The organism is Isoptericola croceus, assembly GCF_029382255.1.
Lineage (GTDB): Bacteria > Actinomycetota > Actinomycetes > Actinomycetales > Cellulomonadaceae > Isoptericola > Isoptericola croceus.
The window spans coordinates 1-21,716 of the sequence record NZ_JARLLG010000006.1 but is presented as its reverse complement, the minus strand read 5'-3'; the positions used below and the strand labels follow the sequence as shown (position 1 = coordinate 21,716).

Below are 21,716 nucleotides of genomic sequence, written 5' to 3'. Positions count from 1 at the left end.
CCGATTCTGACTACCGTTTCCGGCGCTTACGTCGGGTTGAGTCTCGGTTGCCCAACGCCCGTAGTTCCAGCGTCTCGATCTGTAGGTCAACGAGCGGGATGACCGGAAGCGGACTCGTTTCCACTAGCGGGGTCACGAGCGGGTCGCTGGTGACGATGGTTCCAACGACGTGCCACGGGCCGTCATCGGGATCTTCGCCAAGGCTACGAACCACGTCGGCGAGGTTCTCTCGGAGCCAATCCAGCCGCCGACTGTGAAGCTCAACTGTTGACTTCTTCCTCTTCTTTCCTCTGAAGAGCTTCTCGAACTCGCCAGCGATCTCGGCTGGGGTCCGAGCGATCTCGAAGTCTTTCGCCTCCACTGCCAGGATGGACCGAGTCGGTAGGTGTGATGCAAGGATGTCGACGTCTCCGAGGACCTGACCCTTCGAGTTGACGAGCAGATGCTGCCCGATCTTGTTCACGGATGTCTTCGTCGTCATCCCGAGCCGCTCAAGCTTCGCTGCAACCGATCGTGCGAACGATTCGGTGACCCTTCCTCGCGCCGCGGAGATGAACTGCTTCATCTCCGCGGTCTTCGCCCGGCTCTGCAGACGTCCAGACAGCATGCTGTCCGCCCAGTAGGGGCCCAGCCGGTAGATGCTCCGGAATCCGATCACCAACTCATCCCCTTGTTGCACCACGGGCCGGCGGATGTAGGACATGTTGCGGCTGAACCGCCACGGGTAGGCGTCCGGACCGATGCTGAGGAACGACTCGCGACTCGTCAGCGTGATCTCGTCGAGCACGGCAGCCACGACATCGGTCGCCAGACTTCTCGCGGTGGCGATCTTGGACTGCGCTTCGGCGCGCGGGATTCGCGAGACGTGGTCGGCAGTCGCCAAGTCGAGCAGGCCGCCACAGACCTCACGAAGGTCGGTCAAAGTGAAGCCGAACTCCGCTCGCATCGCTTCATCGCTCTCGGTGATGAATGCGGCCAGGTCGAGGTCCTCGGCGCTGTCGCCCGAGTCTTGCTCTTGTGCCTCGCGAATCGACCGCATGCCCGCATGGTTGGCGTACGCGTTCATGGCCTGAATGACGGGCTCGTCCCTGCTGACGCCCAGGCGCCCCGAACCGAGGATCGAGACCTCGAAGTCGGCCAGGTTGTATTTTAGGAAGTCGGACGTTGTCCCTCGCTCGACGATCTCGTTGGCGATGGCGAGGAGCCTGATGTAGTCGAGATCCTCCATCCGGTGTTCTCCCGTTGGTGGCTGTGCGGCGACATACTCGATGAGAAACCGGTTTGCGCGATGTGCATGCGACGTCGACGTGCGCTGCTGGACCAAGTCGTCCACGGTGTCTGACTTCTCGCCGAAGCATGCGAGTCGCGATCTCAGCATGAGTTCGTTGAACTTAAAATCGTGTACTAGAGCCTCATTCTGTGCGATGAGGAAGTCGAGGAGTTGGCGGCTGCCGTACTTCGCGACTTCCTGTTCCAAGAGACCGAAGAGATGCTCAACCGCCGCGTTGAGCAGTGGAACCCGGCCGTCAGGTTGGGGCACCCCGGTAGAGAACCGTCCACCACTTGGAGATCGCAGCCACTCGCCGAGCTCATCGAGAAGTTGGGCGGTTGCCTGCTCGTGGACGGTCAAGGGTCGGGGGAGACCTGCAGCCAGCATGTCCGGCGAGTCGTTCTGGTTGAACGCATTCAGCATGCGCTTTGGCCCCGATGGCGCAACCTCGTCAACGGAGTCGGTCAGAGCTGGGTTCCCCACTTCGAAGAGTGTGGCCAAGAGGGCTCGCACGAGTTCCCGCTCAGCAGTGTTTGCACTCTCCTGTAGTAGAGCGACGAAAGCCTCGGAGAACTCCAGGCGAAACCCAGTCGAGGTCGGCACGGCTCGAACTGCTGGCTCATCCGGCGACCAGTCACGAACGTTCGACCAGGCGCTGGGATCTCCAAGGTGCAGCTCGATCTCCGTCACCGGCGTGGTCGGTGTGGCATTCAGCTGCCTTGCACACTCCCAGACCCAGAATGCGACGGCTTCGAGGAGATCCAGCGCCATGCTGGCGAGCTCGCCGTGATCAAGGTCAACTGTGACGAAGACGTCCTGGTCGCCTAGTTCGACGACGTACCCCAGATATGAACTCGATGGCTCGATGATGAAGATCCCAGGGGCGTCCTTGGGGTAGCGCCGAGAGGCCTGGACGATGGGACCCTTTGGCGCCGGGGCGACGACCCCATGTCTATCGGTCTCCGAGTAGTGCTTGAGTCGCGGGTACAGCCCGTCGCCGGTCTGGAATGTGATGAAGTCGGGCACCCCGTCGTCCGAGAGGTAGAACGACCTGTCGCGCTCGACGTACGAGGAGAACTCATCGAGGATGTCGGTCGACATCGACCTGCCACGTCGGCGTTCGACGGCCTGCACGAACAGGAGAAGTCCCAGGAGTCCGTCCCGCTCCTGGTGAATCATTACCTCGACGTCGTCCGCTCGGGCGATGAGCATCGGATCCGATCCTTCGATGTTCGGGACGCCCCAGAACGCCCCTCGTCCTGGGCTGTCGACAAGGACGAGATGGACCAACTCCTCGGCTGTCGAGTACTGCGCACGGGCTTTCGGGCTGACGAAGGCTTCGATCTGGGTCAACGCCTGCCGAGTGTTGTACGTGCCCCAGACCTCCTGCCCCCAGCCGACAAGCGCGTCGGTGGCGAGGACGACATGGAGGTGGCGCTTGCTGTCGATTTCGACGAGATAGCGGCTTGCGGCGACCGTCTCCTCAATGGGGGTTAGGATTGTCCCAGGTGCCAGGAGTCGCTGGAATCGACGGAGGACCGAACCCCGCCAGCGTCTGCCAAGCTCTTCGAGTTGGCCTGACTGCTGCGCAAACCGCAAGAGGTGAAACCGGATTGTGATCGCCAGATCGAGTGGCAGGATCAGGCGGTAGCCGTCGCTGAGCCTGAGGAAGGGGCTGACGTACAGCCGGTCATCGGTGATGTCGTCGGCGCAGGGGTCTACCAAGTCGCCAGGGTCGATGGCAAACGTGTCGACAACCATTCGTAGCCAGTCGCCAAAGGTGTCGATCTGGTCGTTTGAGATGAAGGTTGCGTCGACTAGTCTCTTCAACCTCTTGGCGCCGGGGACGTCTACCGGGGTGCGTGGAGACCCGCCCGGCGGGGTTCCCCGTTCGAGGCCTGCCCGGCGAAGGACCAAATCGCTGATGGCGAGAAGCGCCTGGACAAGTTGGCGGGCGGGCTTGCCCATATCGTCCGGCATCCAGGGTTCGCGGAACATGGCGTCAAGCAGATTCTCCAGATCGGCCACTGCGTGCTCGCCGGCCCCGGCCGAGACGAGGTAGTCACCACCGAAGAACGAGATGCTCTGAACCAGTACTTCGCTGTATGGGTCCTCCTGCACCAGGACGGCTTGGCCGCCGATGTCGTCGCGCTTCAATAGTGACCGGACGGCACTCGGGCTCGCTGGCGCAGCGCCTTGGTTAGGCAAGGCCATCCCCAAAGCGGCCAGTCGATGAAGGCGAACGTGCCTCGATGCATTTTCGGGAAGCAGCATCAGCCCCGATGCGGCCGCCACAAGCGCGGGGCCGTCGAGGTTCGACGGCACCTTGTCAGTCCGGATGAAGGTCACGTCCTAATCGTGGCAGGAACGACCGACATATTCCCGAGGCGCGGGGGCCCAGCCTGGAATCGGTGAAGGGCGTGGCTCAGCGTTCCGAGAGCTTGCTGACCGAGTCCCGCAAGGCGTCCTCGCCGGCACGGACGTAGTGGTTCAGGACGGTGGTGAGCTTGTCGCCGAGGTACTGCGCGACGACCTCCCAGGACTCGCCGAGCTCCTCGTGGAACCACTTGGTCGCGGCGTGGTGGCGGAGGTTGCGGTAGACGATAGTCCGCGGCCAGGCGTTGTCCGGGTCGTGCTCATCGACCCACTTCCGCACTCGGTGCCAGCGGTCGTTGTGCATCTCGGGCTTCACCGGCAGGCCCGTCACGGTGTCGACGAAGAGCCACAACTCGTCCTCAGGAGGGACGGGGTAGTTCCACCAGGCGAGGCTTCTGTCTTTCTCCCGCGCGGCGAGGTCCGCTCGCCGTTGCCGCTCCTCCTCCTGTGCGTTGACCACCTGCTGCAGTGACGCCGTTGCGGGCAGTCCGAGCAGTTCCTTCACGCGGGGGAGGAGTTCCTCGTGCATCAGGGACTTGGGCAGCGGCACCTCGTGGAGGGTGTGGTTCTTCACCGGGCCGCGGAACCCGGTCGCGTGTCTCGGGGTCGTCCACGAGCCGTTGACGTGGACGTAGCCACGGTCGAAGAAGACGTCGATCGCGCGGAGCGCGTTCTGCTCGCCGAGGCGGAGACCGCCGAAGCCGGCGACGCGGATCTTCGTGCCGAACAGTGGCAGCCGGGTCATCAGCGGGTCGGTGCCCTCCGGGCCGCAGAGCCTGTCGGCGGCGTCGGCCATCGCCTTCACCTGACGCGTCTCCGGGCGCAGCCGCGGGTCGACGTACTGTGCCGTGGCGCCGTGCAGGACGTTCGCCCGCCCGATCTCCAGACCGTCCAACGGGTCGATCGACCGGTCCAGCCAGCCCAAGCGCCACGCGAGCTTGCGCATGGCCGCGAGCTGTCCCCGGAGGTCCTCGCGACCACGGGTGGAGAAGATCGTCTTCGAGCCCTTCTCCATCACCTTCCGACTGTGCTCGACCCGCCACTTCGTCACCGGCACGTCACCGATCGTCGGCAGGATGTGCGCCCGGAGCCGCGACTCGCGCTGCTCCATGGTCCGCGGTCCCTTGCCGCGCTCGGTGCTGTCCTTGAGGAACTCCTCGCCGAGCGTCCGGACCGTGCGGGCCGCTCGGACATCCGCACCGACCGGTGTCGACTGCTCAGTGTCGAGCGCAGCCTCGGCCTGGGCGAAGATCTTGCGCGCCACCTCCTCTGTGCTGGCACGTCGCAGCACACGCTTCCACGGCTCGCCCTCGCCCGCCGGAGCCTTGAAGATCACCTGGTATCCGTTGCCGCCTGGCGTCGGGCCATAGAGACGGACCCGCCAGGGCCACCGGCTGCCGGCGGTGCGGCGCTCCTTGCCCTGGGCGAGCAGGGTGGACTTCCCGCGTGATGCCATCGCCACCACCCCTCCTAGGCTGGGAGGCGGCACTCCTCACGACTCGCTGTGCGGAGCGCCTCCCATCGAAAAGTTTGCATCACTTGTTTGCATCATTCAAGAGTTGATGATGCAGGCATCACTGGCAGGAGTGACAGTTCATGGCCAACCGACTGGCGGCGGCAACGAGCCTCTACCTGCTTCAGCACGCGGAGAACCCGGTGGATTGGTGGGAGTGGGGACCCGAGGCGTTCGCCGAGGCCCGCCGCCGCGACGTCCCCGTGCTGCTCTCCGTGGGGTACGCGGCGTGCCACTGGTGCCACGTCATGGCGCACGAGTCGTTCGAGGACGACGATGTCGCCGCGGTCGTCAACGCGTCGTTCGTGCCGATCAAGGTCGACCGCGAGGAGCGCCCCGACGTCGACGCCGTCTACATGGCCGCCACCCAGGCGATGACCGGGCAGGGTGGCTGGCCCATGACGGCGTTCCTCACCCCGGACGGCGAGGCGTTCCACTGCGGCACCTACTTCCCGCGCGAGCACTTCCTCGGGGTGCTGGGCGCGGTCCGCGACGCGTGGGCCGACGGGCGTGACGCCGTCGTGCAGCACGGTGCTGCCGTCACCGAGGCGATCGCCCGCACGACGGGACCGCTGCCCGGCGCACCGCTCGACGACGCGGCGCTCGCGTCCGCCGTCGGCGCCGTCGCCCGCGACGCCGACCGGGTCCACGGCGGGTTCGGCGGGGCACCGAAGTTCCCGCCGTCGATGACGCTCGAGCACCTGCTGCGCCACCACGCCCGCACCGGTGACACGGGCGCCCTGGCGCTGGCCGAGCAGACCTGCGAGGCGATGGCGCGCGGCGGAATCTACGACCAGCTCGGCGGCGGTTTCGCGCGGTACTCCGTGGACGCGCGCTGGGTGGTGCCGCACTTCGAGAAGATGCTCTACGACAACGCCCAGCTGCTGCGCGTCTACGCGCACCTGTGGCGGGCGACGGGCTCGCCTCTCGCCGAGCGGGTCGTGCGCGAGACCGCGGAGTTCCTCCTGCGGGACCTGCGCACCGCCGAGGGCGGCTTCGCCTCCGCGCTCGACGCGGACACCGTCGTGGACGGCCGCAGCGTCGAGGGCCTCACCTACGCCTGGACCCCCGAGCAGCTGCGCGACGTGCTGGGGGACGACGACGGCGCCCGGGCCGCGGAGGTCCTGGCCGTCACCGAGGCGGGCACCTTCGAGGACGGGGCGTCGACGCTCCAGCTGCCCGCGGACCCCGACCCCGCGTGGTGGGGACCGGTGCGCGCCCGGCTGTTCGCTACCCGGGAGGAGCGGCCGCAGCCCGCCCGGGACGACAAGGTCGTCACCGCGTGGAACGGCCTGGCCGTCGCGGCGCTCGCCGATGCCGGCGCGCTGTTCGAGGAGCCCGCCTGGGTGGACGCCGCGCGCGCCTGCGCGGAACTGCTGCTCGACCGGCACGTCGTCGACGGGAGACTCCGGCGGGCGTCTCGCGACGGCGTCGTCGGGGCACCGGCCGGGGTGGCCGCCGACCACGGCGACCTCGCCGAGGGTCTGCTCGCGCTGCACCAGGCGACGGGGGAGGCGCGCTGGCTCTCGGCCGCGGGCGAGGTGCTCGACGTGGCGCTGGAGCACTTCGCCGACTCTGGCGGAGGAGGCTTCTACGACGTGGCCGACGACGCGGAGCGGCTCGTGGTGCGCCCGCGCGACCCGAGCGACGGCCCGGAGCCGTCGGGGCAGTCGGCGCTCGCCGCCGCGCTGGTGACGTACGCGGCGCTGACCGGGTCGTCGCGGCACCGGGCCGCTGCCGAGTCGGCGGTCGCCGCGTCCGGGATGCTGGCCCGGCAGGCGCCACGGTTCGCCGGGTGGGCGCTCGCCGCGGCCGAGGCCCTGGCGGCCGGGCCGGTGCAGGTCGCCGTGGTGGGCACCGGCCCCGGAGCGGCCGAGCTGGCGCGGACCGCCCGCCGTGCGCCCGTGGCGGGCGCCGTCGTCGTGCACGGTCAGCCCGACGCGGACGGCGTGCCGCTGCTCGCCGACCGACCCCTCGTGGGCGGCGGCCCGGCCGCGTACGTGTGCCGAGGTTTCGTGTGCGACCGGCCCATGACGACGACGGCGGAGCTGGCGGCGGCGCTCACCCGCTCACCGGGGTAGTACCCCCGGCCGCCCGGAAGTACCCGCAGAGCACGACCGCGGGGCGGGACGTACTACCGCGTCGCCCTAGGCTGGGGTCATGGTGCTCTCCTCCGAGCGGCTCGGGCTGCTCGCGACCGACCGGTGGAGCTGGCTGGCCGCGGTGCTCGATTGGTGGTTCGCCGATCCCCTGACCGACGGTGACGGCAGCACGCCGGACGAGATCGAGGCGTGCGAGCAGCGGGCGGGACAGGAGCTTCCGACGGCCCTGGTCGAGTGGTTCACCCTCGTGGGGCGGCGTCTGCGCCCCGTCCAGGACCGCCCGTCGACGCCCGCGAACCTGCAGGTCGAGGACGGCGGTCTGGTGGTGTGGAGGGAGAACCAGGGCGCCTGGGCGGTGCTGGTGGACGGCGAAGGAAGGGGTTCGACCGGCGACGACCGATTCCCCCTCGGTCCTGCTCCGCTGTCGACGGTGCTGCACGGCATGGTGCTGAGCGACACCCTCGTCGCGGCGTGGTCCGGGTCTCGCACCGGCCCGCTGGGTCAGCTCGCCGGGGCGGTACGCGGCGGCGCCGTCCTGGACGCGAGTGCCGTGGACGTCGAGGTGGTGGCTGGGGAGCTGGCTCCCCTGCCCGTGCCGGGCAACCCGTTCTGGGGCGAGCCGCCACGAGGCGACGGTGAGACGGTCGTCCGGGGTGACGAGCACACCGGCGGAGGACTCGAGTGGATGACCGCGACGCCGGCCGCGTTCACGAGGCTCGGCCGGTTGCTTCCGCTCGACCCCGCGCGAGATGCCGCCGGTCGGTAGTTCGTCGGGGAGTCGGCAGCTCGACCTACCGACTCCGTGACGAACTACCGACAGGCGGCGGCGGGAACCCCGACATCCCGTGGCGCGTTGTCCCGACGACCCCACCCGCCCCGGAAGGACCCCCTGCATGCCCGCGCCCGTCGCCGCCGCGACCCACGCCAAGCCCGAGCTCTCCGGCGCCGGCCGCCTCTACGCCGTCGTCGCCTGGATCGAGGCCTTCACCTGGGCCGGGCTGCTCGTGGGGATGTTCCTCAAGCACGTCACCGAGACCACCGACGCGGGCGTGTGGCTGTTCGGTCGGCTGCACGGCGCGGCGTTCGTGGCGTACGTCGTCGTCGCGCTGGTGGTCGCCCTGAAGCACCGCTGGGGCGTGTGGCCCACGCTCGTGGCGCTCGCGGCCGCCGTCCCGCCGCTGACCACGGTGCCTGCCGAGTGGTGGCTGCGCCGGACGGGACGACTCAGCGCTCCCGCGCAGATCCCCGGAGCACCCGAGCGACGACCGCAGTTTTCTTGATCTTTACCCGTTCAGCTCCCGCGCGCCCACGACCCTGGATAGTGTGACCGCAAGCACACGATCACAGGAGACACACACCCATGCAGACTGTTCGCCAGCGGGTGGCCGGGGTCACGACCCTCGGACTCGCACTCGCAGGTGTCGTCACCGTCGGCGCCGCGCCCGCCCAGGCCGCCGACCCGGTCGACATCCAGATCCTCCAGACGAACGACTTCCACGGCCGCCTCCTCGAGGACGCGTTCGGCGGCTCGGCCGGTGCGGCCGTGCTGGCCGGTGCGGTCAAGGAGCTGCGCGCCGAGAACCCGAACACGATCTTCGCCTCGGCCGGGGACGTCATCGGTGCCTCCACGTTCGAGTCCTTCATCCAGCAGGACAAGCCGACGATCGACGCCCTCAACGCGGCGGGCCTCGACGTCTCGGCGGTCGGCAACCACGAGCTCGACGGCGGCTACGACGACCTGACGAACCGGGTCATGGCGGAGTACGACGCCGAGGACAACCCCTACGGCGGCGCGCAGTGGCAGTACATCGCCGCCAACATCATCGACAGTGAGACCGGCGAGCACGCCACTCCGCCGTCCTGGGTCACCGAGGTCGGTGGCGTGGAGGTCGGGTTCGTCGGTGCGCTCACCGAGGACATGCCGTCCCTGGTGAGCCCCGACGGCATCGCAGGGCTCGAGTTCACGGACATCACCCAGGCCGTCAATGACGAGGCCGACGTGCTGCGTGAGCAGGGTGTGGACCTCGTCGTCGCGCTGATCCACGAGGGTGCCGTCACCGACGACTGCGCCCAGATCACCGAGGGCTCCTTCGGTGAGGTCGTCACCGGGCTCGACGGCGACGTCGACGCCATCGTCACCGGTCACACCCACCTGGAGTACGACTGCCGCGTGCCGGTCGCGGACTGGGCCGACCGGGCGGTCACCGAGCGTCCGGTGGTCTCCGGCGGCGACTACGGCGTCAACCTCAACCAGCTCGTCTTCTCGATGGACCCGGAGTCCGGCGAGGTCCTCGGGCTCGAGACCGACGTGCTGCCCCTGCTCGGCAACTACCCGGCCGACCCCGAGGTCGCGCAGATCGTCGCGGACGCCGTCGAGGTGGCGGACGAGCTCGGCGCCGCACCGCTGGGCGAGATCGCCGGCGCCTTCAACCGTGCACAGCTCACCGCCACCGACTCCCAGGGCAACCCGGTGCGCGCCGAGAACCGCGGCGGGGAGTCCACGCTCGGCAACCTCGTCGCCGAGGTGCAGCGGTGGGCCACCCGGACAGAGGAGGCCGGCTCCGCGCAGATCGCCTTCATGAACCCTGGTGGTCTGCGGGCCGACCTGGCCGGCGCAGCCGGGGCCGACTTCCCGCGCACCGTCACCTACAAGCAGGCCGCCGCTGTGCAGCCCTTCGCCAACACCCTGGTGAACATGCAGCTCACCGGCGAGCAGGTCAAGGTGGTGCTCGAGCAGCAGTGGCAGCGGGACGCCGAGGGCAACGTCCCCTCGAGGCCGTTCCTGCGGCTGGGCGTCTCCGAGGGCTTCACCTACACCTACGACCCGTCGCGGACCGACGGCGACCGGGTCACCGGGATGTGGCTCGACGGAGAGGCGATCGACGCGGGTGCGTCCTACTCGGTGACGGTGAACTCGTTCCTCGCCTCCGGCGGTGACAACTTCCGGATCTTCACCGAGGGCTCCGCCGCCCGGGACACGGGCAGGATCGACCTGTCGGCGTTCGTCGACTACATGGCCGAGCACGCCGGGGAGTCCCCGCTCGAGGTCGACGCGAGCCAGCGTGCCGTCGGGGTGTCGTTCAGCAAGAACGAGGAGCTGACGGCCGGCAAGAAGACGGCGTTCGACGTGTCCTCCTGGTCGATGTCCACCGCAGCCGACGTCACGGACGACGAGCTCGTGGTGGCGCTGGACGGCGAGGAGATCGGCCGGTTCGCCGTCGACAGCACGGTCGGCAGCGACCCGTACGACGAGACGGGCGCCGCCATGGTCGAGCTCAAGCTGCCCAAGGAGGCGGGCACGCTGACGCTGGTCGGCGAGAGCACCGGCACCGAGATCGTCGTGGGTGAGGTCCGGGCCCAGGGCGGCAAGCCGGACTGGACATCGGGCGCGGTGTACACGACCGGTGACCAGGTGACCTTCGAGGGCGCCGTCTACGAGGCCATGTGGTGGACCCAGGAGACCCCGGGCGCCTCGCCGTGGGGTTCGTGGCAGGAGATCGCCGAGACCGACGGCGGCGTCGCGGTCTGGACGTCGTCGCGGGTCTTCACCGCGGGTGACGTCGTCGAGCACGACGGGTCCCGGTACGAGGCGCAGTGGTGGACCCGCAACCAGGCCCCGGGCGCCTCGCCATGGGGCCCCTGGACCCTCCAACCCTGACCACTGAACGTTGTGGGCGGGATTTCTGGCCCGATATGCCCCTTCTGGGCATATCTGAGGCCCAGAAATCCCGCCCACAACGCTCTGGGGGTCAGTCGGCGCGGGTTGGGCGGTCGATGACGCGGGACATGACGATCGCCGTGCGCGTCTTGTCCACCCGCGCCCCGACGCGGAACGACTCGACGATCCGCTCCACGTCCGCCATCGAGTCCGCCATGATCTGCACGAGCGCGTCCGCCTCGCCGGTGACGGTGTCGACACGAACCACCTCGGGGATGGGGCCGAAGTCCCGCTCCAGGGCCGCCGGTGAGATGTTCCCCCGGCAGAAGATCTCGACGTAGGCCTCGATGCGCCAGCCGAGCTGCTCGGGGGAGACCCGCACGGTGAACCCGGAGATCTCGCCCCGGGCCTGCATGCGATCGACCCGCCGCTTCACCGCGGGCGCGGAGAGCCCCACGGCCTCGCCGATCTCCGCGAAGGACGCCCGCCCGTCACGCAGCAGGTGGCCCACGATCTTGCGGTTGGTCTCGTCCACGGGATGCCCCCTCATCAAAACGACGCTTCGTTGCGTCCAGGGTATCGAAAGCTGCAGATTTGGCCGTTGATGCGCAGGATTCAGAACATCTTGGGCAACGCCCGGCCACCTACCGTCACGGCATGACGTTGACCACCTCTCACGCCGCCCCTGCGGCGCACGACACCCTGCCCGCCGCACGGCCCGCGCCCGGGGACCGCACCGCCACCTCGCGCCACTTCCTCATGTGCCCGCCCGTCCACTTCGACGTCGTCTACGCGATCAACCCGTGGATGGACGTCACCGTGCCGGTCGACACGGGGCACGCCGTGGTGCAGTGGCAGGCTCTCAAGGCGGCCTACGAGGACCGCGGCCACACTGTCGACGTCATCTCGCCCGTGCCCGGCCTGCCGGACATGGTCTACGCGGCCAACGGCGGCGTCGTCGTCGGCGGCAAGGCGCTCGCCGCCCGGTTCACGTACCCGGAACGCCAGCCCGAGGGTGCCGCGTACGAGGCGTGGCTGCGCGAGTCGGGCCCCGCGCGCGGCATGGTCAGCCTCGGCCAGGCGGCCGAGCGCAACGAGGGGGAGGGCGACCTGCTGTGGGACGGCGAGGTCATGCTCGCCGGCACCGGGTTCCGCACCACCCGTGCCGCGCACGCGGAGGTCGCCGACCGGCTCGGTGTCGAGGTCCTCACCCTCGAGCTCGTCGACCCGCGCTTCTACCACCTGGACACGGCGCTCACGGTGCTCAGCACGGCGTCCGGCAGCACCGTGCCCGACGGCGGCACCCGGGCCGAGATCGCCTACTTCCCGCAGGCCTTCACCCCGGCGTCCCGGGCCGTCCTGCGCGAGCGCTACCCGGACGCGATCGAGGCGGACGAGGCGGACGCGGCCGTGCTCGGACTCAACGCCGTCAGCGACGGACGGCATGTGTTCCTCACCCACCGCGCCACCGGGATGCACGCCGCGCTGCGCGAGCGCGGCTTCGAGCCCGTCGGCATCGACCTGTCCGAGCTGCTCAAGGGCGGTGGCTCGGTCAAGTGCTGCACTCTCGAGCTGCGCCCCGTACCGGCGATGCAGGACGACCCGACCCCCGCGAAGGAGGCCCGAGCATGACCACCGTGGACCTGCTGGACGTGCCCGCCGCCGCCCGCTGGATCGCCGACCGTGGCCCGGAGCGCATCATCGCCGAGCTGACCGACGCCCTCGCGGCGGACTTCCGCCGCTGGCCCGAGCTGGACAAGCGCCCGCGCGTCGCCACGCACTCGGCCGAGGGCGTCATCGAGCTCATGCCCACCTCCGACGGCGTCACCTACGGTTTCAAGTACGTCAACGGTCACCCGCTGAACCCGTCGCGAGGCTTCCAGACCGTCACGGCCTTGGGCGTGCTCGCCGACGTCCACAACGGCTACCCGACGTTCCTCGCCGAGATGACGCTGCTCACCGCGCTGCGCACCGCTGCGACGTCGGCCCTCGCCGCCCGAGCGCTGGCCCGACCGGGCTCGCGCACGCTCGCGCTCCTCGGTACCGGCACCCAGGCCGAGTTCCAGGCGCTCGGGATGCGCACCGCGCTGGGAGTCACGCACCTGCGGGCATGGGACGTCGACCCCGCGGCCCGCGAGAAGCTCGTGCGCAACGCCCGTGGACTCGGTTTCGAGGTCCACGAGGCCACCAGCGCCGCCGACGCCGTGACGGGTGCCGACGTCATCACCACCTGCACCGCTGACAAGCGCAACGCCACCGTACTCACCCACGACATGCTCGCTGCCGCTGCCGCAGGCGTCCACATCAACGCCATCGGTGGCGACTGCCCGGGCAAGACGGAGCTCGAGGCGAGCATCCTCACCGCGCCGGGGACCGCCGTCGTCGTCGAGTACGAGCCGCAGACACGGATCGAGGGAGAGATCCAGCAGCTCCCGCCGGACTCCGAGGTCACCGAGCTGTGGGAGATCCTCACCGGGGACAAGGCCGGGCGCACCAGCGGCGACCAGGTCACCGTGTTCGACTCCGTGGGGTTCGCCGTCGAGGACTGGACCGCACTGCGCTACGTGCACGCGGCGATGCTCGCGGATCCAGCCACGCGCGGGCTCCTGCAGAAGGTGGAGCTGGTGGCCGACCCGGACGACCCCAAGGACCTGTGGTCCCTCGTGGCCGCGCAGGTGCTGCAGCCGCTGCCCTGACCGCCACCGCCACCGCCACCGCCTCACGGTCTGCCTCCGAGCGGTGAGTTTCACCGACCGCCCCGCGCGCTGTCAGAATGGCGCCGGCACGGCGCTCCGCGTCGTGCCGGCGCCCAGGTGACAGCACGGAACGAGGGACCGCATGACCGCGAGCGACGAGGGTTCGGCCCCGTCGAGCAGTCCCACCACCGACGAGGCCGTGCAGCGCATGCGAGCGGCGGCGGAGGCGGCCGGGCGCGGGGACGGTCCGGGTGCCGCAGGTTCCACCGACCCGGACGTCGTCCGCACGGCGCTCGCGACCCTGCCGCACGACGACCAGCGGCTGCTCTGGGATCAGCACGTGCTCGGCCGGAGCATCGAGGACGCGGCCCGCGAGCTGGGCCTCCACGTCCGGGCGGCGGCCCGGCGGCTGCGTGCCGCCGAGGATCGCCTGGCGCGTGCCCTGTCGGCGGCGCACTCCCGCAGTCCCGGCCTGCGGCAGTGCATGGAGACGCGCGGTGCGCTCCACGACTACGTCACCCACCGGCTCGGAGCCGGGCGGCGGCAGATGCTCGAGGACCACCTGTTCGGCTGCGCGGGATGCATGCGATCCTTCATCGACGTGCGTCACTCCGCGTGGGCGTTGCGGGACACGGCGCCGCTGCTCGCCGGTGGCCTGGCCGTGGCGGGCGCGGGAGTGCCGGTCGTGGTCGGTGCGGCCGGTGCCGCGGCCACGCCCGCCGGGCTGCTCGGCTGGTTCGGCTCGGCCGGGGCCGGGCTCGCAGCAGCCTGGGAGTGGGCAGCGCGCGGCCTGCGCGAGCTGTTCGGCCGCCCGGTCGCCGCGTCGGCCGGCGTCGGGCTCGGCGTGGTGGCCGTCGTCGCGGCGGGGTGGGTGGTCGCAGACCTGCAGAGCAGCGCCGAGGAGGTGCGGCCACCGGTCGTCGCCGAGGCGCACGACACCCCGGCCCCTCCCGTCGCCACCGAGGAGCACGCGCCGTCCGTGCCGCCGTCGGACGACCCGACACCGGAGCCGACGCCGTCGGAGGAACCGTCACCGACGCCGTCCGACCAGCCGGGCCCCGCGGCCGAACCCCAGCCCCAGACGGTGTGGGAGCCTGCGCCGGGACGTGGCCCGGAGCCCGAGCCCGAGCCGGAGCCCGAGCCGGAGCCGGGGCCCGAGCCGGAGCCGGAGCCCGAGCGGACGAAGGAATCTACGGTCGGCCCCGTCCCGAGGCCGGAGCCCACGGCGGTGACGTCCGGGCCACCCGCAGCGAGCCCGAGCCCGTCGCCGAGCCCGAGCCCGACCCCGAGCCCGACCCCGACCCCGAGCCCGAGCCCGTCGCCGACCCCGAGCCCGTCGCCGACGTCCACCGCACCCCCGCTCCCGCCGGAACCGGAGGAGCGCACGATCACGCTGACGGTGCGCGGCATCTGCTGGTTCCGCGTGGTGCCGACCGGCGGCGCGGAGATCGTCACGGTCAGACCGGTCGAGGGCTACACCAAGGCGGAGCTCGGGTGGGGCGGCCACTGGCGGGTGTGGACCGCGAACGCCAAGCGGGGCACGGTCGACGTGACGGTCAGCGGTGAGCCGGGGTCAGAGCCCGGCGCGGTGCTGCGGCTCTGGGACCACGGCTGACGCGCTACCTCGCGAAATCTCGCGCTACCTCGCCGGGCCGTGCGCTACCTGGCCAGGTCGTGCGCTACCTCGCGCTCGAGGAGCACCAGCACCTCGTAGTGGTCCGTCTGCGGGAACATGTCGAGCAGCACGACACGCCGTGGCCGCAACGACGGCATCTCTGCCAGGTCACGCGCGAGCGTCGTCGCGTGGCAGCTCGAGTACAGCACCTGCTGCGCGTTCGACGACTCCAGCCGCCGCGCCAGCTCCGGCCCGATCCCGCGCCGCGGCGGGTTGACCACCACCAGCTCGGGATCCGCGTCGGTCCCGAGCGCGAACCCCGTCGCGTCCCCGGCGGAGAACCGCACGTCCGCCATCGCCGCACGCCACCACGCAGCGTCCTGACCGCCGACGACGGCGTCCGTCGGTAGCGCCGCGAGCTCGCCCGCCGTCGTGGTCGCCGACGCCACGGCCTCCGCCGAGATCTCGATACCGGTCACCTGCCGGCCCGGCGCCGCGCAGTGCAGCGCGAAGCCACCGACCCCGCAGTACAGGTCCCACAGCGATCCCGGGTCGACCTCGTCCACCCAGGCACGGGCCTGCCGGTACAGCGCCCCGGCGACCTCGGTGTTGGTCTGGAAGAAGCTCTGCGGGCGCAGGTGCAGGGTGATGCCGTCCACCCGCATCGGCAGCGTCTCGCGCTCGGTGAGCACGATCTCCTGCTCGCCCTCGAGGACGGCGGCGTGAGCGGGCTGGACGTTGACGCTGAGCACCGCCAGTCCCGGCAGCGCGGCCTGCAGCCAGGGCAGGTGCTTGCGGACCCGGGCGACGGCCTCGGTGGAGCGCAGCACGAGGCGGACCATGAGCTCGCCGTCGGGCGAGAGAGTCACCAGGACGTGCTTGAGCTCGCCGCGCCGGGCGGCGTCGCGCGGGGTGACCTTGCGACGGCGAGGAGTGCCCGGCCCACCGCCGTCGGGCGCCGGGGCAGGCGAGAGGTCGTAGGGCTGGAGCCGGGCGCGGGTGACCAGCTCGGCCAGCGGGCCGAACGCCGCCTGCAGAGCCGGCGGATAGAGGCCGCAGTCGGTCAGGTCGACGCTCTGCCCGGCGAACGGGCCGGGCGGGCCTACGATCCCGAGCACCGGCTCGTCGACCGTGCCGGTGACCACCATCTTGGCCTTGTTGCGGAAGCCGCTCTCTGCGCCGGTGACGGCCGGCAGCCACGTGACGTCGTCGTACGCGGCGAGCAGCTCACGGACGTGCGCCTCCTTGCCGGCCACCTGCGTGGGGCGGTCGATCTCGATCAGGGTGCACGAGCGGCATCGGCCGGCGTCGTAGTGGTGGCACTGCACCGGACCATTGTCAGCCCACGAACACGCAGAACGGGTGCCCGGCGGGGTCGGCGTAGACCCGCAACGGCTCGTCGGGGTCGTCCGACCGGTCGAGGAGCAGCCTCGCGCCGAGCGCCAGCGCGCGCTCGTGCTGACGATCGAGTTCCGCGACGTCCGGCACCGTGGTGTCGAGATGCAGCTGCTGGGGGACCTCGCCCTCGGGCCAGGTGGCCGGGGCCAGCGCCGCCACCTGCTGGAACGCCAGGTCGACTCCCGGGCAGCGCAGCACGAGCCAGTCCACGCCCTGCGGGTCGGGCTCGCCCGGGGCAGGCGGCTCGTCGCCGGGGCGGTACGTCAGGCCGAACATCTGGCGGTAGAACTCGGCGAGCCCGCGCGCGTCGGTCGTGTCGAGCACCACCTGTCGGATCGTCGGGAAGGGTCCGGGCGGCGGGGTGGTCATGCCAGCTCCGCGGGGAACTGCTCAGCGATCGTGCGGAGCTTGGTCACGTAGGCGGCCTGGTCGATGTCGGGGATGTTGGTGGCGCGCGGGACCAGGCCGACGGCGCCGTCGGCCTCCTCGCGCAGGATGTCGGCATGGCCGGCGTGCCGGCTCAGGTCGTAGACGACGTGCACGACGATCCGCTCCAGCGTGACGTCCCCGCGCTCTCCCCACCACGGCACGTGGCCGGGCGCGTCCAGCGGCAGCTCCGTGATGGTGGTGTCGGCGAACTCCGCGACACGGCGGTACAGGTCGAGGATCTGCTCCGTGGACTCGTCGACCGTCGCGTAGAAGTCCGCGTTGGGGTCCTCCTCGAGCTGGGCGTCCGAGGGCACCTCCTCCGGCGTCGGCCAGGGCCGCCCGAAGACCTCCCCGAAGTAGCCGGCCTCGATGCTGGCGGCGTGCTTGATCAGCCCGAGCAGGTTGGTCCCGGTGGGGGTGCGCGGCATGCGCAGCTCCCGCTCCGAGAGCCCCTCCACCTTCCACAGGAGCGAGGCGCGGATCTCCCGCAGGTAGTGCAGCAGCATCTGCTTGGTGTCGGGCAGGGTGTTCACCGAGGGCTCCTTCGCCAGGTCGAGATCGCGGGGTCAGACGGTCAGCAGGCCCCGACGGGTCGCGACGGCGACGGCCTCGGCCCGGCCGGAGACCCCCAGCTTCGCGAGCACGTTGGACACGTGGACGCTCACGGTCTTCGTGGAGATGTAGAGCTGCTCGCCGATCTGCCGGTTCGACAGCCCCTGGGCGACGAGGGTGAGGACCTGCTCCTCGCGCTCGGTGAGCGTGGACGTCTCCCGGCGTGTCCCCGGGACCGCGATGCGAGCGCGCCGGGCCCAGGCGAGCACGGCGTCGGCCAGCGGGCGTGCGCCCATCTCGTGCGCCTCGCTCAGGGCCTCGACCGCCTCGAGCTCGGCGGCGGTACGGTCGCCGGCGGCCCGTAGCGCCTGGGCCCAGCGGAAGCGGGAACGTGCGGCCTCGTAGCGGTAGCCGTAGGAGAACTCCTGCAGGGCCGCCTCCCAGACGGCCGGATCGGCGGGCGTCCCGTTGGTGGCGGCGACGAGGCGGGCGTGCTCCGCCTCGGCCCGGCGCAGCCACGCGCGCCCCTCGGGCCCGAGGACGCCACCGCGGGGACGGCCGCGCTCCGCCGTCTCGCGGGCGACCGCGAGCAGCTCGTCTCCCGCCGCGCACCGTTGCGTCTGCCGCGCCTCGGCACCGCCGGCGGCGGCCTCCTCCCCGGCGTCGGCCAACGCGGCCAGGGCCAGGGCGGAGATCCAGATGCGGCCGAGGAAGTACGTGCTCCACACCGCACCGAGGTGCTCGACGACGGCCTCGGCGAGCTCGACGGCCTCGTCGTAGCGACCCGCCCAGGTCAGGGCGTCGATGCGGCACCCACCCGAGGTGAGCGCGATGAACCCGTCGAGGTGCCAGTCCTTCTGCAGTGCGGCTGCCCGGTCGAGGGCGCGCTCGTCGCCGCGCGCGACCGCGGCGTACAGGCCCGCGCTCTCCAGCACCATGGCCTCCAGTGCGGGGACCCCGTCCCGGGGCGGTGCCGCCGAGAGGTCGCCGCGCACGTAGCGCAGGAGCTCGGCGATCATCCGCATCGAGATGCCGACGGAGCTGCGGGTCGTCGCTGTCTCCTCCGCCCGGGCCAGCCCGCGATGGAGCAGGTCCGCCGCACGATCCAACCGGCCCGCGTAGTACCAGGTCGTCGCGAGGTTGTACCGGCAGCGCATCTCCGCGCTGAGGCTGCCGGCGTCGATCGCGCGCTCCATCGCGGACTCGATGAGACGGGCCGCGGTGTCCGGGTCGCCGACCTCGAGGACCGCCAACGATGCGAGGGCGTCAGCCTCGGCGTGCGACGCCCCCGCCCGGTGGGCCACGTCGATCGCCCGTTCCAGGAATCCGCGGGCCGCGGCGTCGTCGTCGCGGTTCATCTCGATCCGTCCACGGACGGCGAGGGTTGATGCCAGGTCCTCCGTCGGGTCCGCCGGCAGCACCTCGAGCGCGAGATCGGTCTGGCGGCTCGCCTCGCTCACGTCCTCCTCGACCTCGAGCAGGTAGCGGGCCAGCACGTGTCGCAGGCTCGCCTGACGTTGCGGGTCGTCATGGAGCGACTCGACGGCGCGGCGGACGAGCTGGACGGCGCGGTGCGGTTGCCCGCCGCGCGAGGCCGCGCCGGCGGCGTCGAGCGCTACGTCGACGCGGTCGGCCCCGACCCGGGCGGCGGCGTCCGGCACCGAGTCCCACAGCGAGAGCACCTGTTCGAGGTGCCGCAGCTCCTCGGTGGGTGCCAGCAGGTCGCGGGCACGCCGGGCGGCGTCGTGGGACGCCGCGAGCGCCGTCGGCAGGTCGTGGCCCTGCTGGGCGTGATGGGCACGCTCCGCCGCCGAGCCGAGCTCGGGGGAGTCGAGCAGCGCAGCGAGGTAGGACAGGTGCATCGCGGTGCGCTCGCCGGGCAGCAGGTCGAGGTAGAGGGCCTCGGCGAGGAGGGCGTGGCGGAACGCCAGGTGGGGACCTTCGACGGCGAGGACCTGGTGGGCGACGGCGTCGCGCAGCGCGGTGGCCGTCGCCGCGGGGTCGGTGAGCTCGGGTGTGCGCTCGGCGGCCGCGCGCAGGAGGTCCTCGCGCACCTGGCGACCGGCGACCGACGCGAGCCGCACGAGCTGCTGCACCCCGGGTTCCAGGTCCTGCATGCGGGCGTGCAGCACGTCGGCGAGCGACCAGGGCAGGGTCCCGGTGGCGAGCCCCGCGGCGACGAGCTCCTCGGCGAAGAACGCGTTGCCCTCCGAGCGTCGCTGCACCTCGGCGAAGTCGCCCTCGGGCAAGGGGCCGTCGTTGAGCGCCGTGGTGAAGTCGCGCAGCTCACCGGCGGTGAACGGCTCGAGCTCGAGGTGGTCCACCCGTTCGGAGCGGTGCAGCTCGGCCAGGAGCGGACGCAGGGGGTGGCGACGGTCGACGTCGTCGCTGCGGTAGGTGAGCACCAGCAGCAGGTTCTCGGCGCGCAGGCGCGTCACGAGGAAGCGCAGCACGTCCCGGGTGGACGGGTCGGCCCAGTGCAGGTCCTCGATGACGAGGACCAGGGGTGCTCCGGGACGACCAGCCGCGGCGAGGGCGCTCGCGACGCCGTCGAGCAGGGGCAGCCGCTCCGCGTGCTGGTCGTCCTGGGCGGTGCGCGGGCCGGCGGGGTCGAGGAGCCGGGCGAGAGCGGGGCGCTCGGCGACCAGCTCGGCGACGCAGGCCGCGACGTCGTCGCCGTCCTTGCCGGCACGCCGCTGGATGTGGCCCAGGGCCTCGGTGAACGGCAGGTAGGGGATGCCGATCTCGCCGAGGTCGACGCAGTGCGCGACGACGACGCGCCCGCCGGCCCCCGCGGCGGTGGCGGCCAGGTGGGTCACCAGCCGCGTCTTGCCCACGCCGGCGTCGCCACCGACGAGGAGCACGCCCGGCTCGCCGTCGGCCGCGCGGCCGAACGACCGGCGGAACTCGGCGACCTGCTGCTCGCGGGCGATGAGGGGGATCTGGGACGACCGTCGCACCAAGGCATCGTCCCACCTGGTACCGACAACGGCAGAGGGAATTCCTGCCGCCGCCTCGGACGTCATGCGGCGCGGCGCGCGTGGTCCTGCGGGCGCAGGGCGGCGATCCCCGCCTCGATCTCGGCGGCCCGTCGGAGCATCCGGGCCTCCCACGTGGTCGCGTCGGTCCGGCCGCCCACGGTGTCGAGACGTTCGGCGGAGTCGCGCGCCCGGGCGGCGAGGGCCTGGGACCGCTGGGTGCGGCGGGCGGCCCGGCGAGCCCGCCACCGGGTCCACAGGGTCGGTGCGCCGTAGGCCAGCGCCGCACGCTCACGTCGGTAGGCCAGCTCTGCCTCGAAGGCGGGTCCGTGGAGTTGCATCGTCGTGTCCCCTCGTGGTGCCACCGGTCGTTCCGGCATGACTCCACACTCGTGCTGAGGTGGGGTCCGGCGGATCGTCCGGTCGCCCAGTCCTGGTCGGCCGGGGTACCTCAGACGAGTGCCTCAGCCAGGGCCGGGCGTCCCTGAGGTGGCTCAGGCGCCTGCTCCGGTCGGCATCTTCGGCTCTGGTCGGTCGCTGCAGCTGCCGACAGGAGCTGAAGCTGCCGACCGCAGGGGCCGGAGGTCGGCGATGCCGACCGCTCAGCCGGGGGCGACGGCGGCCCACGCCTCGATCTCGACGAGCTGGTCCGGGTACCCGAGCACGGTGACCCCCAGCAGGGTGCTCGGCACGGGATGTTCGGCGAACCTGTCCTGCACCACGTCCCAGGCGGCGTGCAGGTCGCCGCGGTCTGTCGTGGCGACGAGCACGCGGGTCCCGAGCACGTCAGTGAGCGCGGCCCCGGCGGCGTCGAGCGCGGTGACCAGGTTGTCGAGGCACTGGGTCGTCTGGGCGGTGACGTCGCCGGGGGAGACGGTCCGCCCGTCGGCGTCGAGCGGGCACGCGCCGGCGAGCTGGACGAGGCGGTGGTCACCCGTGGTCGTCGCCGCGTAGGCGTAGGGGGCGGTCGGCGCGAGGCCGGGGACATCGAGCAGCCGGACGGAGGTCATGCCGGCAGGCTAGATCGGCCGACCCACGGGAGCACCCCCGATCTGAGCGGCAGTCGGGGGGGGGTGGGGGCGGGCGGGGCGGCCCCGCGGGCCACCCCCACCCCCCCCGCCGCGCCCCC

At 71.4% G+C, this 21,716-nt stretch carries 16 protein-coding genes; 7 read left to right on the top strand and 9 right to left on the bottom strand.

The features are described from left to right. Positions 1 to 10: 10 nt before the first annotated feature. Both PZC42_RS13540 and PZC42_RS13535 read right to left on the bottom strand, forming a co-directional pair. Positions 11 to 3,619 carry an anti-phage protein Upx-like protein gene (locus PZC42_RS13540; RefSeq protein ID WP_277211989.1) on the bottom strand — a complete coding sequence of 1,203 codons (3,609 nt, stop codon included), beginning with the start codon at positions 3,617 to 3,619 and terminating at the stop codon, positions 11 to 13. A 76-nt stretch (positions 3,620 to 3,695) separates the two neighbouring features. Continuing rightward, on the bottom strand, positions 3,696 to 5,102 hold the full coding sequence (locus PZC42_RS13535; RefSeq protein ID WP_277211987.1) for a site-specific integrase: 1,407 nt from the start codon (positions 5,100 to 5,102) through the stop codon (positions 3,696 to 3,698). A gap of 140 nt (positions 5,103 to 5,242) precedes the next feature. Here PZC42_RS13535 and PZC42_RS13530 point away from each other — a divergent pair, with 140 nt between their 5' ends. The 4 genes from PZC42_RS13530 (at position 5,243) to PZC42_RS13515 (ending at position 10,919) form a co-directional block, all read left to right on the top strand. Further along, on the top strand, positions 5,243 to 7,240 hold the full coding sequence (locus tag PZC42_RS13530) for a thioredoxin domain-containing protein (RefSeq protein WP_277211985.1): 1,998 nt from the start codon (positions 5,243 to 5,245) through the stop codon (positions 7,238 to 7,240). Positions 7,241 to 7,319: 79 nt separating this feature from the next. Then, complete coding sequence (locus tag PZC42_RS13525; RefSeq protein WP_277211983.1) at positions 7,320 to 8,027, top strand: hypothetical protein; 708 nt, start codon at positions 7,320 to 7,322, stop codon at positions 8,025 to 8,027. A 127-nt stretch (positions 8,028 to 8,154) separates the two neighbouring features. Further along, a complete protein-coding gene (locus PZC42_RS13520) occupies positions 8,155 to 8,541 on the top strand; it encodes a DUF3817 domain-containing protein (RefSeq protein ID WP_277211982.1) in 387 nt (128 codons plus the stop codon). 80 nt (positions 8,542 to 8,621) lie between these two features. Next, the gene (locus tag PZC42_RS13515) at positions 8,622 to 10,919 is read left to right on the top strand and encodes a 5'-nucleotidase C-terminal domain-containing protein (protein ID WP_277211980.1); all 2,298 of its coding nucleotides are present in this window, start codon (positions 8,622 to 8,624) and stop codon (positions 10,917 to 10,919) included. A gap of 91 nt (positions 10,920 to 11,010) precedes the next feature. Here PZC42_RS13515 and PZC42_RS13510 read toward each other — a convergent pair whose 3' ends face one another. Beyond that, positions 11,011 to 11,454 carry an Lrp/AsnC family transcriptional regulator gene (locus PZC42_RS13510; RefSeq protein ID WP_277211978.1) on the bottom strand — a complete coding sequence of 148 codons (444 nt, stop codon included), beginning with the start codon at positions 11,452 to 11,454 and terminating at the stop codon, positions 11,011 to 11,013. A 122-nt stretch (positions 11,455 to 11,576) separates the two neighbouring features. Here PZC42_RS13510 and ddaH point away from each other — a divergent pair, with 122 nt between their 5' ends. From ddaH to PZC42_RS13495, 3 genes are all read left to right on the top strand, one after another. Then, positions 11,577 to 12,551 carry a dimethylargininase gene (gene ddaH, locus PZC42_RS13505; RefSeq protein WP_277211976.1) on the top strand — a complete coding sequence of 325 codons (975 nt, stop codon included), beginning with the start codon at positions 11,577 to 11,579 and terminating at the stop codon, positions 12,549 to 12,551. Further along, complete coding sequence (gene ocd, locus PZC42_RS13500) at positions 12,548 to 13,615, top strand: ornithine cyclodeaminase (protein ID WP_277211974.1); 1,068 nt, start codon at positions 12,548 to 12,550, stop codon at positions 13,613 to 13,615. The genes ddaH and ocd overlap by 4 nt, the downstream gene beginning before the upstream one ends. Positions 13,616 to 13,757: 142 nt before the next feature. After that, a complete protein-coding gene (locus PZC42_RS13495; protein ID WP_277211972.1) occupies positions 13,758 to 15,230 on the top strand; it encodes a zf-HC2 domain-containing protein in 1,473 nt (490 codons plus the stop codon). Between the two features lie 44 nt (positions 15,231 to 15,274). On the opposite strand, the gene rlmC is transcribed toward PZC42_RS13495, so the two are convergent. From rlmC to PZC42_RS13465, 6 genes are all read right to left on the bottom strand, one after another. Then, positions 15,275 to 16,558, bottom strand: coding sequence for a 23S rRNA (uracil(747)-C(5))-methyltransferase RlmC (gene rlmC / locus PZC42_RS13490; RefSeq protein ID WP_277211970.1), 1,284 nt, complete (start codon positions 16,556 to 16,558; stop codon positions 15,275 to 15,277). A gap of 10 nt (positions 16,559 to 16,568) precedes the next feature. Then, entirely contained in the window at positions 16,569 to 16,997 is a 429-nt protein-coding gene (locus PZC42_RS13485; RefSeq protein ID WP_277211968.1) for a VOC family protein, read from the bottom strand. After that, on the bottom strand, positions 16,994 to 17,590 hold the full coding sequence (locus tag PZC42_RS13480; RefSeq protein ID WP_308199838.1) for a DinB family protein: 597 nt from the start codon (positions 17,588 to 17,590) through the stop codon (positions 16,994 to 16,996). Before PZC42_RS13480 ends, PZC42_RS13485 begins: the two co-directional genes overlap by 4 nt. A 33-nt stretch (positions 17,591 to 17,623) precedes the next feature. Further along, complete coding sequence (locus PZC42_RS13475) at positions 17,624 to 20,569, bottom strand: ATP-binding protein (RefSeq protein WP_277211966.1); 2,946 nt, start codon at positions 20,567 to 20,569, stop codon at positions 17,624 to 17,626. A 62-nt stretch (positions 20,570 to 20,631) separates the two neighbouring features. Continuing rightward, positions 20,632 to 20,928 (bottom strand): hypothetical protein, encoded by a 297-nt coding sequence (locus PZC42_RS13470; RefSeq protein ID WP_277211964.1) that lies wholly within the window; start codon positions 20,926 to 20,928, stop codon positions 20,632 to 20,634. 261 nt (positions 20,929 to 21,189) lie between these two features. Beyond that, positions 21,190 to 21,597, bottom strand: a complete 408-nt coding sequence (locus PZC42_RS13465) for a RidA family protein (RefSeq protein WP_277211962.1) — start codon at positions 21,595 to 21,597, stop codon at positions 21,190 to 21,192. Positions 21,598 to 21,716: the final 119 nt, after the last annotated feature.